Annotated in this window: 17 protein-coding genes and 1 pseudogene; 11 read left to right on the forward strand and 7 right to left on the reverse strand. The window is 61.4% G+C overall.

Features of this window, described 5'->3' with window-relative positions; translation table 11 throughout:
• Window positions 1-6: 6 nt before the first annotated feature.
• Entirely contained in the window at window positions 7-1056 is a 1050-nt protein-coding gene (locus R2N01_RS01285) for a biotin/lipoate A/B protein ligase family protein (protein WP_316667656.1), read from the forward strand.
• A 95-nt stretch (window positions 1057-1151) separates the two neighbouring features.
• Here R2N01_RS01285 and R2N01_RS01290 read toward each other — a convergent pair.
• Window positions 1152-1754 (reverse strand): annotated as a pseudogene (locus tag R2N01_RS01290) (cob(I)yrinic acid a,c-diamide adenosyltransferase); the annotation flags it as partial.
• 82 nt (window positions 1755-1836) lie between these two features.
• Between R2N01_RS01290 and R2N01_RS01295 the strand changes: the two are divergent.
• Window positions 1837-2529: a peptidylprolyl isomerase gene (locus R2N01_RS01295; RefSeq protein WP_316667658.1), complete on the forward strand. Its 693-nt coding sequence runs from the start codon at window positions 1837-1839 to the stop codon at window positions 2527-2529.
• 143 nt (window positions 2530-2672) lie between these two features.
• On the opposite strand, the gene R2N01_RS01300 is transcribed toward R2N01_RS01295, so the two are convergent.
• Window positions 2673-3473 carry an alpha/beta fold hydrolase gene (locus tag R2N01_RS01300; protein ID WP_316667661.1) on the reverse strand — a complete coding sequence of 267 codons (801 nt, stop codon included), beginning with the start codon at window positions 3471-3473 and terminating at the stop codon, window positions 2673-2675.
• Entirely contained in the window at window positions 3470-3748 is a 279-nt protein-coding gene (locus tag R2N01_RS01305) for a hypothetical protein (RefSeq protein ID WP_316667662.1), read from the reverse strand. Before R2N01_RS01305 ends, R2N01_RS01300 begins: the two co-directional genes overlap by 4 nt.
• A gap of 52 nt (window positions 3749-3800) precedes the next feature.
• On the opposite strand from R2N01_RS01305, the gene nucS reads away from it, so the two are divergent.
• Entirely contained in the window at window positions 3801-4511 is a 711-nt protein-coding gene (gene nucS, locus R2N01_RS01310) for an endonuclease NucS (RefSeq protein WP_316667663.1), read from the forward strand.
• A 27-nt stretch (window positions 4512-4538) separates the two neighbouring features.
• Here the strand turns inward: nucS and R2N01_RS01315 are convergent, their stop codons facing one another.
• The 4 genes from R2N01_RS01315 to R2N01_RS01330 form a co-directional block, all read right to left on the reverse strand.
• Window positions 4539-6161, reverse strand: a complete 1623-nt coding sequence (locus R2N01_RS01315; RefSeq protein ID WP_316667665.1) for a hypothetical protein — start codon at window positions 6159-6161, stop codon at window positions 4539-4541.
• Between the two features lie 97 nt (window positions 6162-6258).
• Window positions 6259-6852 carry a 1-acyl-sn-glycerol-3-phosphate acyltransferase gene (locus tag R2N01_RS01320; RefSeq protein WP_316667667.1) on the reverse strand — a complete coding sequence of 198 codons (594 nt, stop codon included), beginning with the start codon at window positions 6850-6852 and terminating at the stop codon, window positions 6259-6261.
• Between the two features lie 229 nt (window positions 6853-7081).
• Window positions 7082-7531 carry a methylmalonyl-CoA epimerase gene (gene mce / locus R2N01_RS01325; RefSeq protein WP_316667669.1) on the reverse strand — a complete coding sequence of 150 codons (450 nt, stop codon included), beginning with the start codon at window positions 7529-7531 and terminating at the stop codon, window positions 7082-7084.
• Between the two features lie 117 nt (window positions 7532-7648).
• Window positions 7649-8605 (reverse strand): tetratricopeptide repeat protein, encoded by a 957-nt coding sequence (locus tag R2N01_RS01330; RefSeq protein WP_316667671.1) that lies wholly within the window; start codon window positions 8603-8605, stop codon window positions 7649-7651.
• 140 nt (window positions 8606-8745) lie between these two features.
• Here R2N01_RS01330 and pgm point away from each other — a divergent pair, with 140 nt between their 5' ends.
• The 8 genes from pgm (at window position 8746) to R2N01_RS01370 (ending at window position 18376) form a co-directional block, all read left to right on the forward strand.
• Entirely contained in the window at window positions 8746-10377 is a 1632-nt protein-coding gene (gene pgm, locus R2N01_RS01335) for a phosphoglucomutase (alpha-D-glucose-1,6-bisphosphate-dependent) (RefSeq protein WP_316667673.1), read from the forward strand.
• Between the two features lie 1564 nt (window positions 10378-11941).
• The gene (locus R2N01_RS01340; RefSeq protein WP_316667675.1) at window positions 11942-12946 is read left to right on the forward strand and encodes an ABC transporter substrate-binding protein; all 1005 of its coding nucleotides are present in this window, start codon (window positions 11942-11944) and stop codon (window positions 12944-12946) included.
• A gap of 3 nt (window positions 12947-12949) precedes the next feature.
• Window positions 12950-14005, forward strand: coding sequence for an iron chelate uptake ABC transporter family permease subunit (locus R2N01_RS01345; protein WP_316667677.1), 1056 nt, complete (start codon window positions 12950-12952; stop codon window positions 14003-14005).
• A gap of 3 nt (window positions 14006-14008) precedes the next feature.
• Window positions 14009-14464 (forward strand): ABC transporter ATP-binding protein, encoded by a 456-nt coding sequence (locus tag R2N01_RS01350; protein ID WP_316667678.1) that lies wholly within the window; start codon window positions 14009-14011, stop codon window positions 14462-14464.
• 11 nt (window positions 14465-14475) lie between these two features.
• Window positions 14476-14790, forward strand: coding sequence for an ABC transporter ATP-binding protein (locus R2N01_RS01355; protein ID WP_316667680.1), 315 nt, complete (start codon window positions 14476-14478; stop codon window positions 14788-14790).
• Between the two features lie 4 nt (window positions 14791-14794).
• A complete protein-coding gene (locus R2N01_RS01360; protein WP_316667682.1) occupies window positions 14795-15700 on the forward strand; it encodes an ABC transporter transmembrane domain-containing protein in 906 nt (301 codons plus the stop codon).
• Window positions 15648-16631 (forward strand): ABC transporter ATP-binding protein, encoded by a 984-nt coding sequence (locus R2N01_RS01365; RefSeq protein ID WP_316667684.1) that lies wholly within the window; start codon window positions 15648-15650, stop codon window positions 16629-16631. Before R2N01_RS01360 ends, R2N01_RS01365 begins: the two co-directional genes overlap by 53 nt.
• Window positions 16628-18376 carry an ABC transporter ATP-binding protein gene (locus R2N01_RS01370; RefSeq protein ID WP_316667685.1) on the forward strand — a complete coding sequence of 583 codons (1749 nt, stop codon included), beginning with the start codon at window positions 16628-16630 and terminating at the stop codon, window positions 18374-18376. Before R2N01_RS01365 ends, R2N01_RS01370 begins: the two co-directional genes overlap by 4 nt.
• The last annotated feature ends 329 nt before the right edge of the window (window positions 18377-18705 follow it).

Below are 18705 nucleotides of genomic sequence, written 5' to 3' on the forward strand. Positions count from 1 at the left end.
GCAGGCGTGCGCGGTGAGTACAAGGTGCGGGGCGGCAAGCTCGTCGTCGTCCAGGCGGACGAGATCGACGGCCGCTATGCCAACGCCCACCTGTCGGGCGATTTCTTCCTCGAACCCGACGAGGCCCTTGAGCAGATCAACGCCGGTATCAACGGAACGGCCACCTCGGCCCCGGTCGAGGAGCTGGCCGAAGCCATCCGGGCCGCTCTCGGCCGGGGTGTGCGCATGGTCGGTTTCGACCCGCAGGCCGTGGCCATCGCGGCCCGCCGCGCAGTCGGCGGGGCCACCGGCTGGAACGACTTGGACTTCGAGGTCATCGGTCCCAGGGTCATGGATCCGGCCCTGCACGTCGCCCTGGACGAGGTCTTCCCGGCCGAACTCGCCGCGGGCAGCCGCGGCCCGGTCCTGCGCTTCTGGGACTGGGACTCGCCGCTGGTCGTCATCGGATCCTTCCAGTCGGTGCGCAACGAGGTCGACTCCGAGAACGCCGCCAAGTACGGCATCCGTGTCGTGCGCCGCATCACCGGCGGCGGCGCCATGTTCATGGAGCCGGGCAACTGCATCACCTACTCGCTGACCGTGCCCGGTTCGCTCGTCGAGGGCCTCAGCTACGAGCAGTCCTACGCCTACCTCGACGACTGGGTGCTCGGCGCCCTCGAGGGGGTCGGCATCCACGCCACTTACGAGCCGCTCAACGACATCGCCAGCGACAAGGGCAAGATCGGTGGCGCGGCCCAGCGCCGCCTGGTCGACGGCACGGTCCTGCACCACGTCACGATGAGCTATGACATCGATGCCGACAAGATGATGCAGGTGCTGCGCATCGGCCGCGAGAAGCTCTCCGACAAGGGGACGAAGAGCGCCAACAAGCGCGTCGATCCGATGCGCTCGCGAACCGGTCTGCCGCGCGAGGAGATCTTCAGGCGCTTCATGGCCTATTTCATGGGACGCTACAACGCCGTCCGGTCGGACTACCGTCCCGAGGAGATCGCTTGGGCCGGGCGCCTGCTGGACGAGAAGTTCACCGCCGACGAGTGGACCTACCGCGTGCCGTGATCGGCGGGCCCGCGGGCAGGAGAACGCTCCGGGGCCAGCGTGCCGTGTTCCTCCCGGAAGACTTTCTCGGTGCGGGCCTGTTCGGCGTGCTCGGCATTGCGCTCACCACCCGGAAGCCACAGCACCTCGTCGTGCCCGGCGGTCAGATTGGCGTAGCGCGCCATGTTGAACAGCAGGTCCGACAAGCGGTTGAGGTATTTCACGGCCAGCAGGCTGATTCCGCCATGGGGCTCGGATCGGCCGTCCTCGGGACCGAAGACCTCGACGGCCTGCCAGGCCCTGCGTTCGGCGCGTCGGGCCAGCGAGCGGGCGACGTGCAGCTGGGCGGCCAAGGGGGAGCCGCCGGGCAGGATGAACGAGCGCAGATTCGGCAGCGGCTCGCCGAACTCGTCGCACCAGCGTTCGAGCCGGTCGATGGAGGACTGCACGACGCGCAGCGGCTCCCACTCGGGGTCCGCGACGACCGGGTTGGACAGATCGGCGCCGACGTCGAAGAGCTCGTTCTGGATGAGCATGAGCGCGCCGCGCAGCCTCTCATCCGGGTCCAGTGCGAGGGCCACGCCGATGGCGGAATTGGTCTCGTCGGTGCTGCCGTAGGCCTCCACGCGTGGATCGGTCTTGTCGGCCACCTCGTTGTTCGACAGCCTCGTCCTGCCGGCATCGCCGGTGCGCGTGTAGATGCGCGTCAGATTCACCATGGAGCCCAGCCTAACCGGCATGGCGCGCAGCGCCGAGGGCTTCGGCGGTGGCAACCTTTGAGCCATCGGGGAAAGGTTGGCGATGAGCAGGATGAGGACGGCCGTCGGCGTCGCGGCGGTTGCGGTGGCACTGGTACTGGGCGGGTGCGCGAGCGCCCCGACGAATGACTCCGGGACGGATTCCGCCGCCCTGACCCATGTCACCTGCGACTACACCGTCAGGGGCAATGCGGCGAAGGCCGTCGACCCGCCCAGCGGCGCCCGGGTGCCGGCCTCCGGTACCGCCACCGTCGCTCTGTCGATGAGTGCCGGCACGATCACCCTCGTCCTCGAACGGTCCTCGGCCCCCTGCGCCGTGCACTCGTTCGAGTCCCTGGCCGAGCAGGGCTACTACACCGGGACCGCCTGCCACCGGCTGACCAATGCGGGGCTCTACATCCTGCAGTGCGGTGATCCGAGTGGCACCGGCAAGGGGACCTCCGGCTACGGCCTGGCCTCCGAGACGGATTCGTCACTGATCGGCTGCACGGACGAGAGCCGTACCGAGTGCACCTACCCGGCCGGTACGGTCGCCCTGGCCGATCCCGAGCACGACGGAGGTCAGTTCTTCATGACCTACGCCGACTCGACGGTCTCCGGCGACTACCCGGTGCTCGGCACCGTCGACGACGCCGGCAGACAGGTGCTCGGCCAGATCGCCGAGAAGGGGTTCAAACAGGGCGCCTCGCCGGCTCCTGCCGCGGACACGACGTTGAAGCGAGTCTCGCTGGGATAGCAGCGGGCCGGGCGCGGCCCCCGGACGGGCGCGTTGGCGGGACGCAGCCCAGACCCCACCTTGCCGGTCGCGCCGCCACCGGCCGGGGCCGACGATCCCTCTTCTCTTCGCGGTACTCGCCGCGCTTGCGCCGAGGGGGTCGCTCAGCCCTGCAGGAAGGCCCGCAGCACCTGTGCGAAGGCCTGCGGCCGGGCGGCGTGCACCCAATGGCCGGCGCCCTCGACGCGCACCAGGTGCGCATGGGGGAACAGAGCGCGCATGGCCGGGGCGTGGCGGTTCTGCACGTAGTCGGAACCGGTGCCGGCGATCCACAGCACCGGGCCGTCCCAGCGGGCCGCTCCCATGTCGGGGAACCCCGACATGCGGTCCAGCTCGGCGCGCAGCATGCGCAGGTTGCTGCGCCAGCCCCACGCCGGGTAGCACCCGTCCGTACGGCGAAGGTTCTGCAGCACGAAATCGCGGATCATCCCGTCGGGGATCGCCCCGGTCAGCGCCTCATCGGCCTGGCCGCGTGAGCCCAGGACGGACAGGTCGAGCGCGAGCATGGCGTCGAGGAGCCGCGCGAGAAACTCCACGTGCCCGTAGTCGACGGGGGAGACGTCGACTACGGCGAGTCGGGCCACGAGCCCGGGGTGGCGCAGGGCCAGGCACATGGCGATCTTGCCGCCCATCGAGTGGCCGGCGAGGACCACCGGGCGCTCGGCGGCCCCGCGGGAGCGCAACTCGTCGGCGATGATGTCGGCCAGCTGCAAATAGTCGAAGTGCTCCGTCCAGCCCGACTGGCCGTGGTTCGGTGCGTCGACGAGCAGGCTCGTCGCCAGATCGGAGACGTCCCTGGCGGCCGTGGCCAGGTTCTTGCCCTGGCCGAGAAAGCCGTGCAGGAAGACGACCGGCGCCGGTCCGGAACCGATCGTCGTGACGTGCAGCTTGACGGCGGCGCTCACGGCCTGCGCTTCCAGCAGGAGGTGTGGAAGTGGCGGCGGAAGTCCAGACCCGAGGTGGCGCCGATCGGTGGGGTATGCGGCCAGGCGACGACGTGGGCCGCGCCGATGGCGATGGTCCGCTCGCACTCGGGGCAACGGTAGTCCTTCGTCGACTGCCCCGCCCGGATCTGACGCACGACCCAGCGGCCGTCGCGCTTGGCGGCACTGGTCTGGTACGGGGCGAGGCCCAGGGGGCGCGCGGGCCGCGTGTGCTTGCTCGGACGATGATGTGCCACAGCCCCAAGACTAGCCTCCCCCAGGCCGCGCCCGGACTGGTAGCGTGGCCGGGTGCGTTTGGTGATTGCTCGTTGTCAGGTCGATTACGGCGGCAAGCTCACTGCCCATCTGCCGATGGCCACCCGGCTCATCATGGTCAAGGCCGACGGGGCCGTGTCCGTCCATGCCGATGACCGCGCCTACAAGCCGCTCAACTGGATGACTCCACCGTGCACGCTCACCGTGCAGGATGCGCCCGAGGACCTGACCGCGACGACGGCCGATCCGGATGAGCGGGTTCGGCAGGTGTGGGTGGTCAAGGGCGGCGACGGGGACACCCTGCAGATCGCCATCGCCGAGATCATTGACGACAACGAGTACGACTTGGGGGCCGAACCCGGCCTGCGCAAGGACGGCGTCGAGGCCCATCTCCAGGCTCTGCTGGCCGAGAACCCCGCCGCCTTCGGCGAGGGCTGTACGCTGGTGCGCCGCGAGTACCCGACCCCCATCGGGCCCGTCGACCTCATGCTGCACGACGCCCAAGGCGCCTATGTGGCGGTCGAGGTCAAGCGCCGCGGTGAAATAGACGGCGTCGAACAGCTCACCAGGTATCTCGAGCTGATGAACCGCGACCCGCTCATAGCGCCCGTTACCGGCGTCCTCGCGGCCCAGGAGATCAAACCGCAGGCCCGCGTACTGGCCGCCGACCGCGGCATCACCTGTCTCACCGTCGACTACGACGCGCTGCGCGGCATCGACAACTCCGAGGAGCGGCTCTTCTGAGGGCCCGCGGAGACCACCGGGCGGGGCTCAGCGGGGCCCTGTGCGCTGCTGAGGGCGGGTCTTCTTCTTCTCCGCCTGGGCGGCGCCCGTCCTCCTCACCTGGTCGGTGTTGATCAGCGCGGTGGGCTCGTCGGCGCCGGCCCGGGCATCCCCGGCCGGGGCCTCCTTGAGCCATTCCTGGTTGTCGGTGACCGGGATCTGGTGGGTGTCCTCGGCGCTCTCGTCGATGGCGCCGGTCTGCGGGAGCCTCACATCGGCCTCGGGATCGGGGGCGGTCTCCCCGTTGAAGTCCTCGGCGGCCTCCTGCCCGAGCTCGCGAAGATTGGCGAGCTGGGCGATGAGGGTGTCCTTGCGCAGCTGCAGGGCATTGGCCTCCCGTTCGAGCTGTTCCTTGCGCCAGACGTACTGCTCCTCCAGGCGGTCCTTGATCATGGCCGACTGGCGGTTGGCCGCCGCGACGGTGGCCTCTGCCGTGCTGGCCGCCTCGGTCTTGATCTGCTCGGCGCTTTCGAGGGCCTCGTTGGTGACTTTGCGCGCCTCCTCGGCCTGGGCCTGCACCGCGCGCGTGGAATCCTCGGAGGCCTTCGCGGCGGCGGCGTAGAGCTCGGCCATCTCGGCGCGCATCTTCTCGACCTGCGCATTGGCCTCCTCCTGGCGGGCCTTGGCCGTCTCGTTGGCCTCGACGCGGATGGCGTCGGCCTGGTCGCGGGCCTCGCCCAGGATCTTCTCGGCCTGGGCCTGGGCGGCGCTGGCGGTGTCGGCGGCCAGTCGATCGGCTCCCGTCCTCGTCTCGGCGGCCTCGGAACGGGCGGTCTTCAGCAGGTCGGCGACCTCCTGGTCGGCCCTCGTCTTCGTGTCGGCCGCCTCGCTGCGCGCAGCGGCGAGCAGGTCATCGGCTTCTGCGGCGGCGACGGCCTTGAGCTGTTCGGCCTCTGCGCGGGCGTTGGCCAGGATCTGCTCGGCCTGTGTCCGGGCTGCGCCGCAGATCTGGTCGGCCTCGTTGCGGGAGGCGGTCGCCGCGTCGGCGGCCTCCTTGGCGATCTGGTTGCGGGAGGCCTCGGCCTCGCCGTCGGCGGCACGACGCGCCATGGCGGCGGTGTTCTCGGCCTCGTCGATGATCGCCCGGGCGTGGTGCTGGGCGGTCTCGACGAGGCCGTTGGCCTGAGCCTTGGCCTCGTCCAGGATCGACTGGCTCTGGCGCTGGAGCTCCTCCCGCATGGTGCGCAGGTTCGTCATGCCCGAGACGCGGATGTCGTCTGCCTCGGTCTGGGCGTTCGCGCGCAGGTCGGCCGCGACGCGGCGGCCCTCCTCCTTGATCCGCTCGGCCTCGATGCCCGCCTTCGAGATGAGGTCATCGGACTGGGCCTCGGCGGCGCGCAGCAGCGAGGTGGCGTGCGAGCCGAGCCGGGTGAAGTCCGTGGTGCCCTGCTGGGCCTTGAGCGACTCGAGGTCGCGGAGCCGGTCACGGTTCAGCTGACGGGCCGCGGCCAGCCGGTGCTCGATGTCGCGCACGTAGCTGTCGACCGTGCTGCGGTCGTAGCCCATCATGGCGTGGGGAAAACTGCCGGCCGCACTGGCCCTGTCGTCGAAGAGGTTGAGACCGGTCTCCTCGCTGAGTTCGCCAGCGCCGGCATCGGTGTAATCGCTCATCAATGCTCCTGAGGAAGTTCATCTGAAGGTTATCAACGGGCGGGACCGGTGCGGTGGCTGACTCGCCGCCGGCGGGCCCCTGGATGAGGGCGGGCGGTCACTGCCGGACCGCCGGCCGTTCGGCGTCCTCCTCGCGCAGACGGGGCTCGGAGCGCCTGCCGGGGACGAGGCCGGCGAAGCGCGAGTAGAACGCGCGGATCTCGTCCATGTCGGCCCTCGCGTCACCGGTCATCGTCAACGTGGGGCCGATCTCGACCTCCTTGCGCTCCGAGTCGATGCCGGCCAGCGTGACGGGCAGCCCGGAACCGAGGGCGATCCTGTAGAACCCGGACCTCCAGTAGGGGCGCGGCGCACGCATCCCCTTCGGCGCGATGACGAGCTGGAAGCGGTCGCCCTGCGCCGCCTGACGGACGAGATCGTCGACCAGGCCGCCGGGACGGGAGCGATCGACACCGATCCCGCCCATCGCCCTGATGAGGGGGCCGACCGGGCCGTCGACCCACGAGTTCTTGATGAGCACCTTCATCGGCATCTGGAAGTGCCAGGCGACACCGAGGAAGGCGATGAAGTCCCAGTTGCTCGTATGGGGCGCGCCCAGGAAGACACCGGGCTGGGACGGCGGTTCGCGGCCGACGAGACGGTACGGGGACAGACGCCAGCCGAGATCGGCCAGGGCACGACGGATTCGCATGCCCCAATCGTGCCGCAGTACTGCTTTCAGGGTGGGCGCGTACCCCCGCGCCGGACGGAGAACGGGGGACCGGCTGGGGTCGACTGCGCCATTGGGCGGGGGTCAGCCGCACGGCGCACCTCGCCACTTCGGTGAGAACACCGGTGAACGCCTGTGGCGCGACTCCGATGGAGACGCGCCACAGACGGACGAACCCACCGAGCCGCCGATGGCCCGGGTGAGGAGGAAATCAGTTGTTCTTCGGGTACTGGGTGAGCTCGATGAGCACGCCTCGGCCCGACTTCGGGTGCATGAAGTTGATGCGGTTGCCTCCGGTGCCGACCTTGGGCTCATCGTACAGCAGGCGGACGCCGCGCTCGCGCAGGGTGGCACTCACGGCGTCGATGTCATCGACGCGCCAGGCCATGTGGTGCAGGCCCGCGCGTCCGTTGTGCTGTTCCAGCCACTTGGCAGTGGTGGAGGTCTCGCTGACCGGACTGATCATCTGGACCTGGGTCATGTCGGGGGTCAGTTCGGCGGCGGGGGCCATCATGATCTCGAGGATGCCCTGCTCAGGGTTCTCCTCACGATGGATCTCGTGCCAGCCGAAGGTCTCGATGTAGAACTTGGCGGCCTCGTCGGCGTCGGGGCACGCGTAGGCAACGTGGTCGATGCAGGTGAAGAGATCTTCGTTTTCCATGGGGGCATCATCGCACAGACCGCTCGCTCCGGCGGCGCCGGGTCGCTGCCGGAGCGAGCCCGTCAGTCCCTCGCCGTTCACCGTTCCGGCGGGGACCGGTCATGGCGCCGGCTGCGGTCAGAACAGCGCCGAACCCAGGTCGCGGCGGGCGGCCAGCAGTGCCGGGTCCGCCGGGTCCATCGTCTCGAAGAGCTCCAGGACGCGCACTCGGAGGCGTTCGCGGTCGCCGCCGGCGGTCGCCCGGATGAGGCCGATCAGGCGGTCGAAGGCGCTCCCGGCCTTGCCGGCGACGATCTCGGCGTCGGCGGCGGCCATGGCCTTGTCGATGTCCTTCGGATCCGCGTCGGCCGCCGCGATCGCGTCCTGGGCGCCGTCTTGGGCACTGCGCAGGAGCATCGAGGCGGTGGCCCTGGCGGCTGTGGCCTCGTGGTCCCTCGGGTTCGCGGCGAGGAGCTTGTCGTACTCGGCGACGGCGGTGGCGTAGTCGCCGGCCGTCATGGCCTCATCGGCCTTGGTGAAGCGCGGATCGGGGCCGGCGTCGGGGTGCGAGACGGGGGTGACGCGGCCCGCCACACCGTTGGCGACGGCCGTGTCGAGCACCTGCTTCAGGACGCCGCGGACCTGCTGCTCGTCGGCGGTGCCCTGGAACAGCGGGGCGAGCTGGCCGCCGATGACGGCCAGCACGGTCGGGACGGCCTGCACCCCGAAGGCCTGGGCGATGCCCGGCTGGGTATCGATGTCGACCGTGGCCAGCAGCCAGCGGCCCGCGTCATCATCTGAGATCCGCGTCAGGACGGCCTTGAGCTGGACGCAGCCCGGGTCGCCGCCGGACAGGAGCGCGATCACTACGGGGTAGTTCATCGACTGCTGGAGCACGGAGTTCAGCTCGGCCTGGGTGACCTCGACCGCGTAGCTCCCGGTGCTCGTCTGGCCGCCGGCGGGCGCCTGCTGGGCCGCGAACTGGGACAGATCGACGGCACCGGGGCGGCTGAACGACGCGTTGCCCGCGGGTGCGGCGGTGCCCGGGCGTTTCGCGGCGCCGGAGGTCTGATGCGGATTGACCGGTTGACTCATGCGTCCATTGTTCCACCGCTGTTCCACCGCGCCGACTTTCCCCTCCCGGCAGTCCCATCAGGGGCTGGTGGGGGAGTCGTCGGCCGGATCGAGGTGTGAACGCCCTGGGCGCGGGGGGCCGGGTGAGAGAAGATGGACCCATGGCACACGAACGCGCCGGGCAACCGGCTCTCCCCTCCGATCTGATCAACGTCGACGCAGTGATCGGCGCCTACTACGACATCAAACCCGACCCTGCCGATCCTGACCAGCAGGTCGTCTTCGGCACCTCGGGCCATCGCGGCGCCAGCCTCGACGGAGCCTTCAACGAGTCTCACATCGCGGCGATCACCCAGGCGATCGTCGAGTACCGTGCCGGTCAGGGCACTACCGGCCCGCTGTTCATCGCGAAGGACACCCACGGCCTGAGCCTTCCGGCCTGGAGGACGGCCATCGAGGTGCTCGTCGCCGCCGGCGTGCACGTCATCGCCGAGCGCGAGGACGAGTACACGCCCACCCCGGCCCTGTCGCGGGCCATCATCGTCCACAACCGCGGCCGCTCGTCCGATCTTGCCGACGGCATCGTCGTGACCCCCTCGCACAACCCACCGCGCGACGGCGGCTTCAAGTACAACCCGCCGAACGGTGGCCCGGCCGACACCGACGCCACCGGCTGGATCGCTGCGCGCGCCAATGAGCTGCTCGGCGACCTCGATACCATCAAGCGCATCCCGTACGAGCAGGCCGCCGCCCAGGTGGAGCGCCACGACTACCGCACCGCCTACTGCCAGGACCTGGTCAATGTCGTCGACATCGAGGCCATCAGGGCTTCCGGCCTGCGCATCGGCGCCGATCCACTGGGCGGGGCCTCGGAGCAGTACTGGGAGTACATCTCCGAGAACCTGATCCCCTCGATGACCGTCGTCAACAGGGTCATCGATCCCACTTGGTACTTCATGACGCTCGACACCGATGGCAAGATCCGCATGGACTGTTCCAGCCCGAATGCCATGGCCTCGCTGGTGCGGAACAAGGACAAGTACGACATCGCCACCGGCAACGACGCCGACTCCGACCGTCACGGCATCGTGACGCCCGATGACGGCCTCATGAACCCGAACCACTACTTGGCCGTGGCGATTCAGTACCTGTACGGCAACCGCCCCGGTTGGCCTGCCGGTACCGCCGTCGGCAAGACCCTCGTGTCGAGTTCGATGATCGACAATGTGGCCGCGAAGCTCGGCCGCAAGCTCGTCGAGGTGCCCGTCGGGTTCAAGTGGTTCGTGCCGGGCCTGATCAGCGGCGAGCTCGGCTTCGGTGGGGAGGAGTCCGCCGGCGCCTCCTTCCTGGAGTTCGATGGCGCCACGTGGACGACCGACAAGGACGGCCTCATCATGGATCTGCTGGCCGCCGAGATCACGGCCAGGACCGGAAAGACCCCGAGCCAGCACTACGCGGAATTGGCCGCCGAATTCGGTGACTACTACTACGCGCGCATCGACTCGGACGCCAGCCGGGAGCAGAAGGCCCGCCTCAAGGCCCTGTCGCCTGCCGACATGGAGGCCACCGAGCTGGCCGGCGATGCGATCACGCACATCTACACCGAGGCGCCCGGCAACAGCGCGGCCATCGGCGGGGTGAAGGTGACCACCGGCGGCGGCTGGTTCGCGGCCCGCCCCTCGGGCACGGAGGACAAGTACAAGATCTACGCCGAGTCCTTCCGCGGCGCCGAGCACTTGGCTCAGTTGCAGGACGGCGCCCGCCAAGTCGTGGCCGATGCCCTCGAGGGCTGACCCGTCCCGTCAAGATCTGGGGCGCCCGGGTCCGTGATGGGCTCGGGCGCCCCGATGCGTTCGTATCCATTAATGGACGAAGAGACGGCCTGCTCCGTAGGTGCTCTGACGTCGTGAGCCATTTCGTGATCAATCTGTGTTGTGCCCCATCGGAGAGATCAAGTGGTCCACGGACGTCTCCGGGCACCCGACGCGGGAAGGGAAATTTTACCTGTGCGTGGTTGAGGACGTGTACTTCGGCAGGATCATCGGGTACCTGATCGGCTCACGCATGAAGCTCCGCCCTGCGGCCGCGGCCCTGGATAGAGCGATCACCTCACGCCATGTTGAGGGTCAATTGATGGACCGGCCGTGTACTGCATCCTGATCGTGGCAGCCGATCTTGATCGGGAAAGCTGCGGCACGCGACCGGTCGCCACGCGATGGCCGGATCCATGGGTCGCGCCGATGCGGCCGAATCCTGAACAGGCACCGACGGGCAACTCGCAAAGAACTTCGCACCGCGATCATGACTCGGATCGAGCACACCCACCACCTTAGCAGGCGACAACAACAGCCCGGAAGGTCAACCGGCAGCCGCGTACGGCGGGGTCCCGGTCTCGTGCCAGACGCGGACCTCATCGACGGTGTACAGCTCCCAGCCATCCTCCACCAGCTGCTTGACTTCGGTTTTCACTTGAGCCATCTGCTTCTCGACAGCAGCCTCCGCGGTGCTCGTCGAACCGGTCGGGTGCTTCGAGACTCAGCCCGCAGAAGCGAATGAGCAATTGATGGGAGGAGTCTGACTGGTACCAGATGTCGAACCCGGGTCTTCACGACGTCGCGCAGAGCCGGGACACCCCCAGAATGCGGCGCGGATGCCGGGCCGGGAGGGGCGGTTGAGCGAGGATGCTCTTGATTCCTTCCTTCTGAGTGCGGGCGGGGTCCCGCCCGCGTTCTGGTGTCGGTATGCCCGGGTCGGCACTTGGCACATCCTCGTGGCCTGTCAGTCGGCCGGCTGTTCCCGCACGGTCTCTCGACGCACCCGGCCATGTCCGCGGCGATGCCCAGCCCGCCCCCTCGGAGGCGTACAGGATAGCTTCGACCCTCAGCCCTGACGAGTACGTGACTGTGCGGGAGCGCTTCTTCCATCTGAGCAAGACGGCGGCTTCTTCAGGGGCGGCCTCAACCCGCACATTCTGATTGTGTTCGAGACGACGCACGGAATCCACGAAGGATACGATTTTGTTTCATGACAGCCATAGAGCATCCCAGTTGCCAGGTCGTATGATCTCGTGACACAGGCTGTTGGGAACTGGGTTGCAAAATGGTGGGAAGAAAATCCCGATCCTGAAACCGGGAATCCTACCGCGGAAGAGCACGCGGAGATCAGGCGTCTGAAAGCGAAACTTCGGGAATCCCGGACGGGGGACAGAGCTCCTGGAAAAGGAATTTACAGCGACCGTCTCATTCCTTCTGGGGTTGACAGATCCAGTGCAGCAATCATAGTATAACCTAACCTAGGTATAAGCTAATAATTTCTCAAGAATTACCTGTGTAGGTTTTCATGTAATAAGGAGGACTCGTGTCATACAAGAAGGGTACTGTCGTGGGTGTGGCTTTAATGTCAATTGTTCTGGTAGGATGTGGAAGTGATCCAGTAGCGAGCTCTGGGGGCGGAGAGAGTTCAACAGATCGAGAAGTTACGGTTACCCGGTGTGGCGAGGACGTCACGTATCGGGGTACACCGACTAAAATCACAGCTTCTGCAGTAGGTTTGACTGATACCCTGTTCGACATGGGGCTGGAAGACTCAGTGGTGGCCGTTGGGTCCACGGCACAAGGTGACCCGGCTCCTGAGTATCAGGATAAGTTTGATTCTTTAACTAAATTGGGCACAGAACAGTTCGGAACGAGAGAGCAAGTTCTTTCGTCTGGGACTGATCTGGTGTATGCGGAAAACTCAACTTGGCCTTTTGATCCGGCGAAGGATGAAGCCACCGTCGAAGATCTTGAGAAGGCTGGTATTGGTGTTTATATTGCGAATCAAGGCTGTGGCGGCTGGGGAGGATCATTTGATGGATTGTATACTGATGTGACCAATCTCGGGAAAATTACGAATCATGAGTCTAAAGCGACGGACTTGGTCAGTTCGATGAAGGATCGAGTCAGCAAAGCGCAACGACAAGTTGCTGGGAATAATGCTAAGGTGGCAATCCTTGGTTTTGACCCGAGCGGTACTGATCTCGTGGCGATAGGACCGAAATACACTCAAGGAGAAATGCTTACTCAATTGGGCGTTCATAACGTCTTTGATGACCTTGATGAAGCGTACTCACTTGTTAATCCAGAATCAATCATCGATCGTAATCCTGATATTATTTTTGTTGGTGTCGCGCACATGGAGGATGAAGGGGCGAAGGCCACTGCCGCGAAAGAAATGCAGGATAAACTTCGAGAAACGACTGCGGGGCGTAATGCGCAGATCTATGCAATAGATGATATGGGCGGGCAACCAGGGAGCACTAGAGCGATAGATCAAATTGAGTTCATGGCACAGAACATTGCCGATGCTAAGGTGGAATCCTAATTTATGAAACACAGCTTTCGTGAATGGTGGGATGATTCTACGAGTTTTCGAGTGAGTTGCTATGTGATTGTTATCGCTCTCTTGCTAGTCAGCGTTGTCGTGGCGGTCGCAGTCGGGACCGTCACTGTCCCCATTAAATCCACATTGAGTGTGCTTGCTAAGGGGATTCTCGGGATCGATATAGGTCCTGGCTACACAGTGCAACAGGGACAGTACATCTGGGAATTTCGTTTGCCTCGAGTACTTCTTGCAGCAGTCGTTGGCGCTGGACTCTCGATTGTTGGGGCGACTTTGCAGGCGACTGTGCGAAATCCTTTGGCGGATCCGTATATTCTAGGTGTCACAGCTGGTGCAGGCCTTGGTGCGGTCATGGTTGCTGTTCTTGGTGGCGCAGTATTGGCAGCATCTTTTTGGCGATTTGCCGCAGCTTTTTTAGGTGCCGTAGTAGCGCTAGTTGCCGTTGTGATCCTTTCACGGACAAGGGGAAGTTATACGCCGAATCGTATCGTCCTTGCTGGGGTTACGTTGTCTTATTTGTTTACCGGGCTAACTTCCTATCTGATTTTCCGTAGTGATGATCCTCAAGCAGCTGGTTCAATCTTATTCTTTTTACTGGGAACTCTTGCGCAGGCGAATTGGGTGACCATTGCTGTGCCAAGCGGGGCATTGATTATTGTTTTTATCTACTTGCTCAGCCGGGCACGCGCCTTAGACGCATTGGCAGTGGGCGACGAAACTGCACGAGCACTGGGGTTTGAGGTCGACCGCGAGCGGTTGTGCTTGATGGTGAGTTCAGCGTTACTGATCGGAGTCCTCGTCGCGGTATCAGGAGGTGTGGGGTTTGCTGGGCTCGTGGTGCCGCATGCGGTACGCATGATTATTGGCTCCAAGCATTTTTATCTGCTGTCCATGGGCGCTTTGGTAGGAGCAATTTTCCTGATCCTTGTTGATGTCGTTTGCCGAATATCTGTACGTCCTGCCGAACTTCCAATAGGAGTTGTTACTGCTATCATTGGTGCACCATATTTCTTATACTTGTTACGACGGAATCGAGTGTGACGTATGCGAATTCGCGCCAAAGATCTAGTTGTTTCTGTGCAGAAGAAAATAATCCTTGAGGGGGTGGCTATTGCTGTCAATGATGGGGAGGTAGTTGGAATCCTTGGGCCGAATGGGAGTGGCAAGTCCACTCTGGTCAAGACGCTTTACAAATCGATGACCCCTGTGAAGGGGATCATTGAGCTTGAAGAAGGGAAGAGCTGGTTCAGCCTTGATGACATGAACCAAATGGATGTAGCCCGCAAGACAGCCGTTGTTCCCCAGGAGCTCGATCTTTCTTTCGGGTTCAGCGTTCGAGAGGTAGTGGCGATGGGGAGGAGTCCATATCATCGCGGGTTTTCTGGTCTGGGCGAGGAAGATAATCGGGTCATCGAACATGCTCTCCGTCTGACTGGAGCAGATAATTTTTATCGAAGAAATTTTATGACACTTTCCGGTGGTGAAAAAAACGCACTTTGATCGCTCGTTCTTTGGCTCAGGACACTCCTATCCTGCTGCTTGATGAACCAACCAATCATTTGGATTTGGAAGGCACTTATGATCTGATGTCCATCATCCGTGAACTTGGTAAAACTACGATTTGTGTATTGCATGATCTGAATCTTGCGCTTGAATATTGCGACCGTGTTTATATACTTCAAAACGGGCGTATAGTTCATGAGGGCACACCGAGGGAAGCGCTGGAGGCGGATAATATTCGAAACGTGTTTGGGGTGGACAGCGAGGTCACGAGCGGCCCGGATGGGCAAGGCAATCGTCTGGTATTTGCTCGTAGGAAGGATTGATCCTATGTCACTTGATGTGGATACCAATATTTATCGATCCGATGATCCACGTGCTTCCCGGACACGGATCAGTTACGCGCGCGGTGCCAATCATATCAGTGTTTGGCACCCTCGGCTTCTTTCGTTGGCAAAAACTCACGTGAAAAGTTTCTTTACAATGAGCGTGATGGGTGTGTTCATTACGGCGACTTACGTTGGTCAGGGTTTCTTATTGGCCATCATTTTACGTGATGTGGTTATTGGTGCTAACCCTACTGGAATTGCAAAGCCGATTCTCGGGGTTGCCGCTCTCGTGGCGGTCCGGGCGTTATTGTTTCTCGTCAGGGAAACTCTCGGAGCTAGAGTCGCCACTGCTATGGCTGCTGAACTCAGAGAAAAGCTTTTTCACCGCCTGATCGATCTGGGGCCGGGTTGGGTGAACGCGACCAGACAAGGTGCATTACAAAGTTCTTTCACCACTTCTGTGGAAGCTCTCCAGAGATATTTTCAAGAATTCCTTGCGCAAGCTGTTGTATCTTTTATAGGAATGGTGGTCATTACTTTTATCTTGGCCTTCATTGATCCTGTAGTCGGATTTTTTGTCTTCATCACCGCGCTGGTGGGAGCAAACGGACACGTCATTATGTGGCACATGCTCGGACCTCGTTTGCGGTTCTGGTGGGTGGAGGCTCCGGCGCTTACGGCTGAATACATGGAAACCCTGCGGGGCATGCCGGTGTTCAAGGCGATGGGTGTCGTTCGCAGGCAGCGTGACAGGATATCAGAACGGGCACACGCGATGAGGAATGCTTCCATGGGGGGTGCTTCGCGTCGAGGTCCTCGGCGGCACTCCTGGACTGTTGTTTCTTATCGCAGGCATGCTACTTACTTCTGTAATTGCTTCTTTAAGAAGCTGGACAGGCCATCTTAGTGCTTTTGAACTTTTCATTGTTCTGGTGCTCGCTCGCGAATGCTTCAGACCGATTCAAGAATTACGACGAGTGATTCATTTTTCGTATCAAGGAATTGCCGGCGCGGAACGAATATTCGATATTCTTGATGCGGAACCTCTTATTCATCAGGAAACAGAGAACGTGGTGAGGAGTCAAAGAGGGCATGAAGATACTATAATTCAGTTCAAAGATGTTTCTTTTAAATACCCAACAGGAACTGAGGATGCTCTCCATGATATCAAATTTGATATTCAGAGGAACAAGACGATTGCAATCGTCGGAAGTTCAGGCTCTGGAAAATCAACTTTAGCATATTTGCTAATGCATTTCATGGAGCAGGATTCCGGTCGAATAGTTGTCGACGGATTACCATCTTCGAGTTATGATATTTCAGATTATCATTCCAAATTCGCGTTGGTCAGTCAAAATCCTTATCTGTTTCACGGCACGATTCGCGACAATCTTCTTATCGCAAAACCTGATGCATCAGATGCTGATATGAATGCTGCATGTGCAGCTGCGCACATCGGTGATTTCATAGCGAAACTTCCCAAAGGACTTGATACTCTAGTTGGAGAGCGCGGTTCCATGCTATCGGGGGGACAGAGACAGAGAATCTCTCTTGCGCGTGCCTTGTTGAAAAATGCCCCTGTACTTGTACTCGACGAGGCCACAAGTTCTGTTGATGCGCAGAATGAAGGGTTGATCCAAAAATCTTTGGAAGAGATATCAAGAAACCGAACTTGCATCATTATAGCACATCGGTTGTCAACCATTAAAAAAGCGGATAACATTATCGTCTTGGAACGTGGTCAGATTGTAGAGAGCGGAACTCATGCCGATCTTGTTTTACTGGATGACGGACACTACCGCGCACTTTTTGAGGCACAGGTTGAGGAGTCAATGTGAGTGGTTTTAATGCTAGGAATTCGTCGCTGACAAAAATATTTCGATTGATGGGAAACAATCGAAAATATATTGTTATCGGTGTGTGCTTCGCAGTGCTCTCAGAATTTTTTCTAGTGGTTGGATCTGGTTTAGGAGCGTATGCAGTTGGTGTTGCTATACGCGACACCAGCATTGATCGCCTAAGATCAATATTGGTGTTTACAATTTTGATCATAGTCTTGATTGTGATATTTCAGGAACTTAGCGTTTTTTATGTTCATAAAGGCTCTTTTTATTCACATGATGAAATTCGGCTCAGTTTGTATGATGCATTTGTAAGGCTGGCCCCTGCTTATTTTTTGACTCGACGTAGTGGCGATGTCACGATTGCGGCCACGAGTGATATAGAATCTGTGGAGCTGTATACCAGTCATCATATCCCGAGCCAGATTGTCGCATTCTGTGTTCCTGCGGCGGCAATAGGAACTATCATCGCGTTTTCATGGCAGACTGGTCTTGTGCTGCTACCGTTCCTAGTTTTGCTGATAACTGTACCGATACCAATTCGACGGCGCTGCAGAATCGTTGGCGACCGCTTGGCGAATAATCAGGCTGCTGTCGGATCAGAGACTGCCGATACGATAATGGGAATCGAGGTTCTGACTGCTTATAATGCAGATCGATATCAATTGAGAAGAATTATGGAACATGAGCGAAGGCTTGCCGACTCGAAGCGTAATTATGCGTTTTGGGCAGGACTTGATAAATGTATCACTGAATTGTTGGTCGGCTTGGGTACCGTGGTGGCTCTTGTAATCGCAACTCTCACCATTGGATCGAATGCCGATGCTGGAATTAAATATATCATTGTGATCATTATGATAGGCGCCGCCTTGGCTCCTCTTGTGCGCTCATCCTCGACGGCGCAGGAGCTGGGGCGGGTTGCTGCTGCGGCTCGTCGCGTGCTTGAGATTCTCTCGGAACCCGCAGTGGTCGATTTTCCGAAGAAGCGGAACAGCGCGGTTGCACAGCCATGCGGGATCAGCTTCACCAATGTCTGGTTCACTTATCCTGGAGCTGGTGAACCTGCTCTGCGAGGTGTGAATTTTGCTGTCGAAGCCGGAGAATTCATCGCTGTCGTCGGTGGATCTGGAGCTGGGAAGACGACCTGCGCGAATCTTTTACTTCGCGCGTGGGACCCAGATTCTGGGTCCATTATGATCAATGATCAAAAACTTTCGAGTCTTGCCTACGAGCAGCTTTCAGAAATTATTTCTGTTGTTCCACAAGATGTTTTTTTGACTAATCGAACAGTTGAGGAAAATATTTCCTTGGGGCGCGCGGAAATAACCGGAGAGGATGCTAGACTGGCAAGTCAGATGGCTTGCGCTGATGAGTTTGTTATCGCTTTGCCTCATGGTTACCAAGAGGAATTAGGTGATAATGGGGTAAGGCTTTCAGGCGGACAGCGCCAGCGTCTGTCCATCGCCAGGGCACCGGCGTTGTGGACTCCGGTCCTGCTCATGGACGAGCCGTCCTCTAATATTGATTCGGTTTCGGAGGCTTACATCAATCGGGCCATACGGACAACTAGCCGTGATCGCACTGTTATAGTCATTACTCACCGTCCATCAACTATTCGCATGGCTGATCGCGTTATCGTGCTGCATGCCGGTGAAGTGGTCGAATCGGGAAGTTATGACGAGCTGATGAAAGGTGGCGGGTTCCTCTCGGGCCTGCTTGATGAATCCAGTCCTGAGGACTGAGTGAGATCGGGTTCATACCGGGAATCTGTGGTCGAAGCACCTAAAGCTCCGCTGGTGTTCGATTCATCGAGGTTTATTCATAGATGACGGTCATGAAACAAGATCTGGAGCGGAACAGGTTTTCGGGCAGTGACCAACGTCTGATGCGGGTGCTCTCTTCCTCGATCTCGGGTGGGTGGACATCACGGGGTTCGTCGCCGGGCTGGCGTTCGAGGTCGGATTGGTCGACCTGCTCACACAGGTGGGCTCGTACAGTATCAGGCTGCGAACCTCACGCGAGGCGACTGCCTGGATCGACGAATTCCTGGCGATTGCCCCGATCTGGAGGT

It is taken from the genome of uncultured Propionibacterium sp. (assembly GCF_963539965.1).
Classification (GTDB): domain Bacteria; phylum Actinomycetota; class Actinomycetes; order Propionibacteriales; family Propionibacteriaceae; genus Propionibacterium.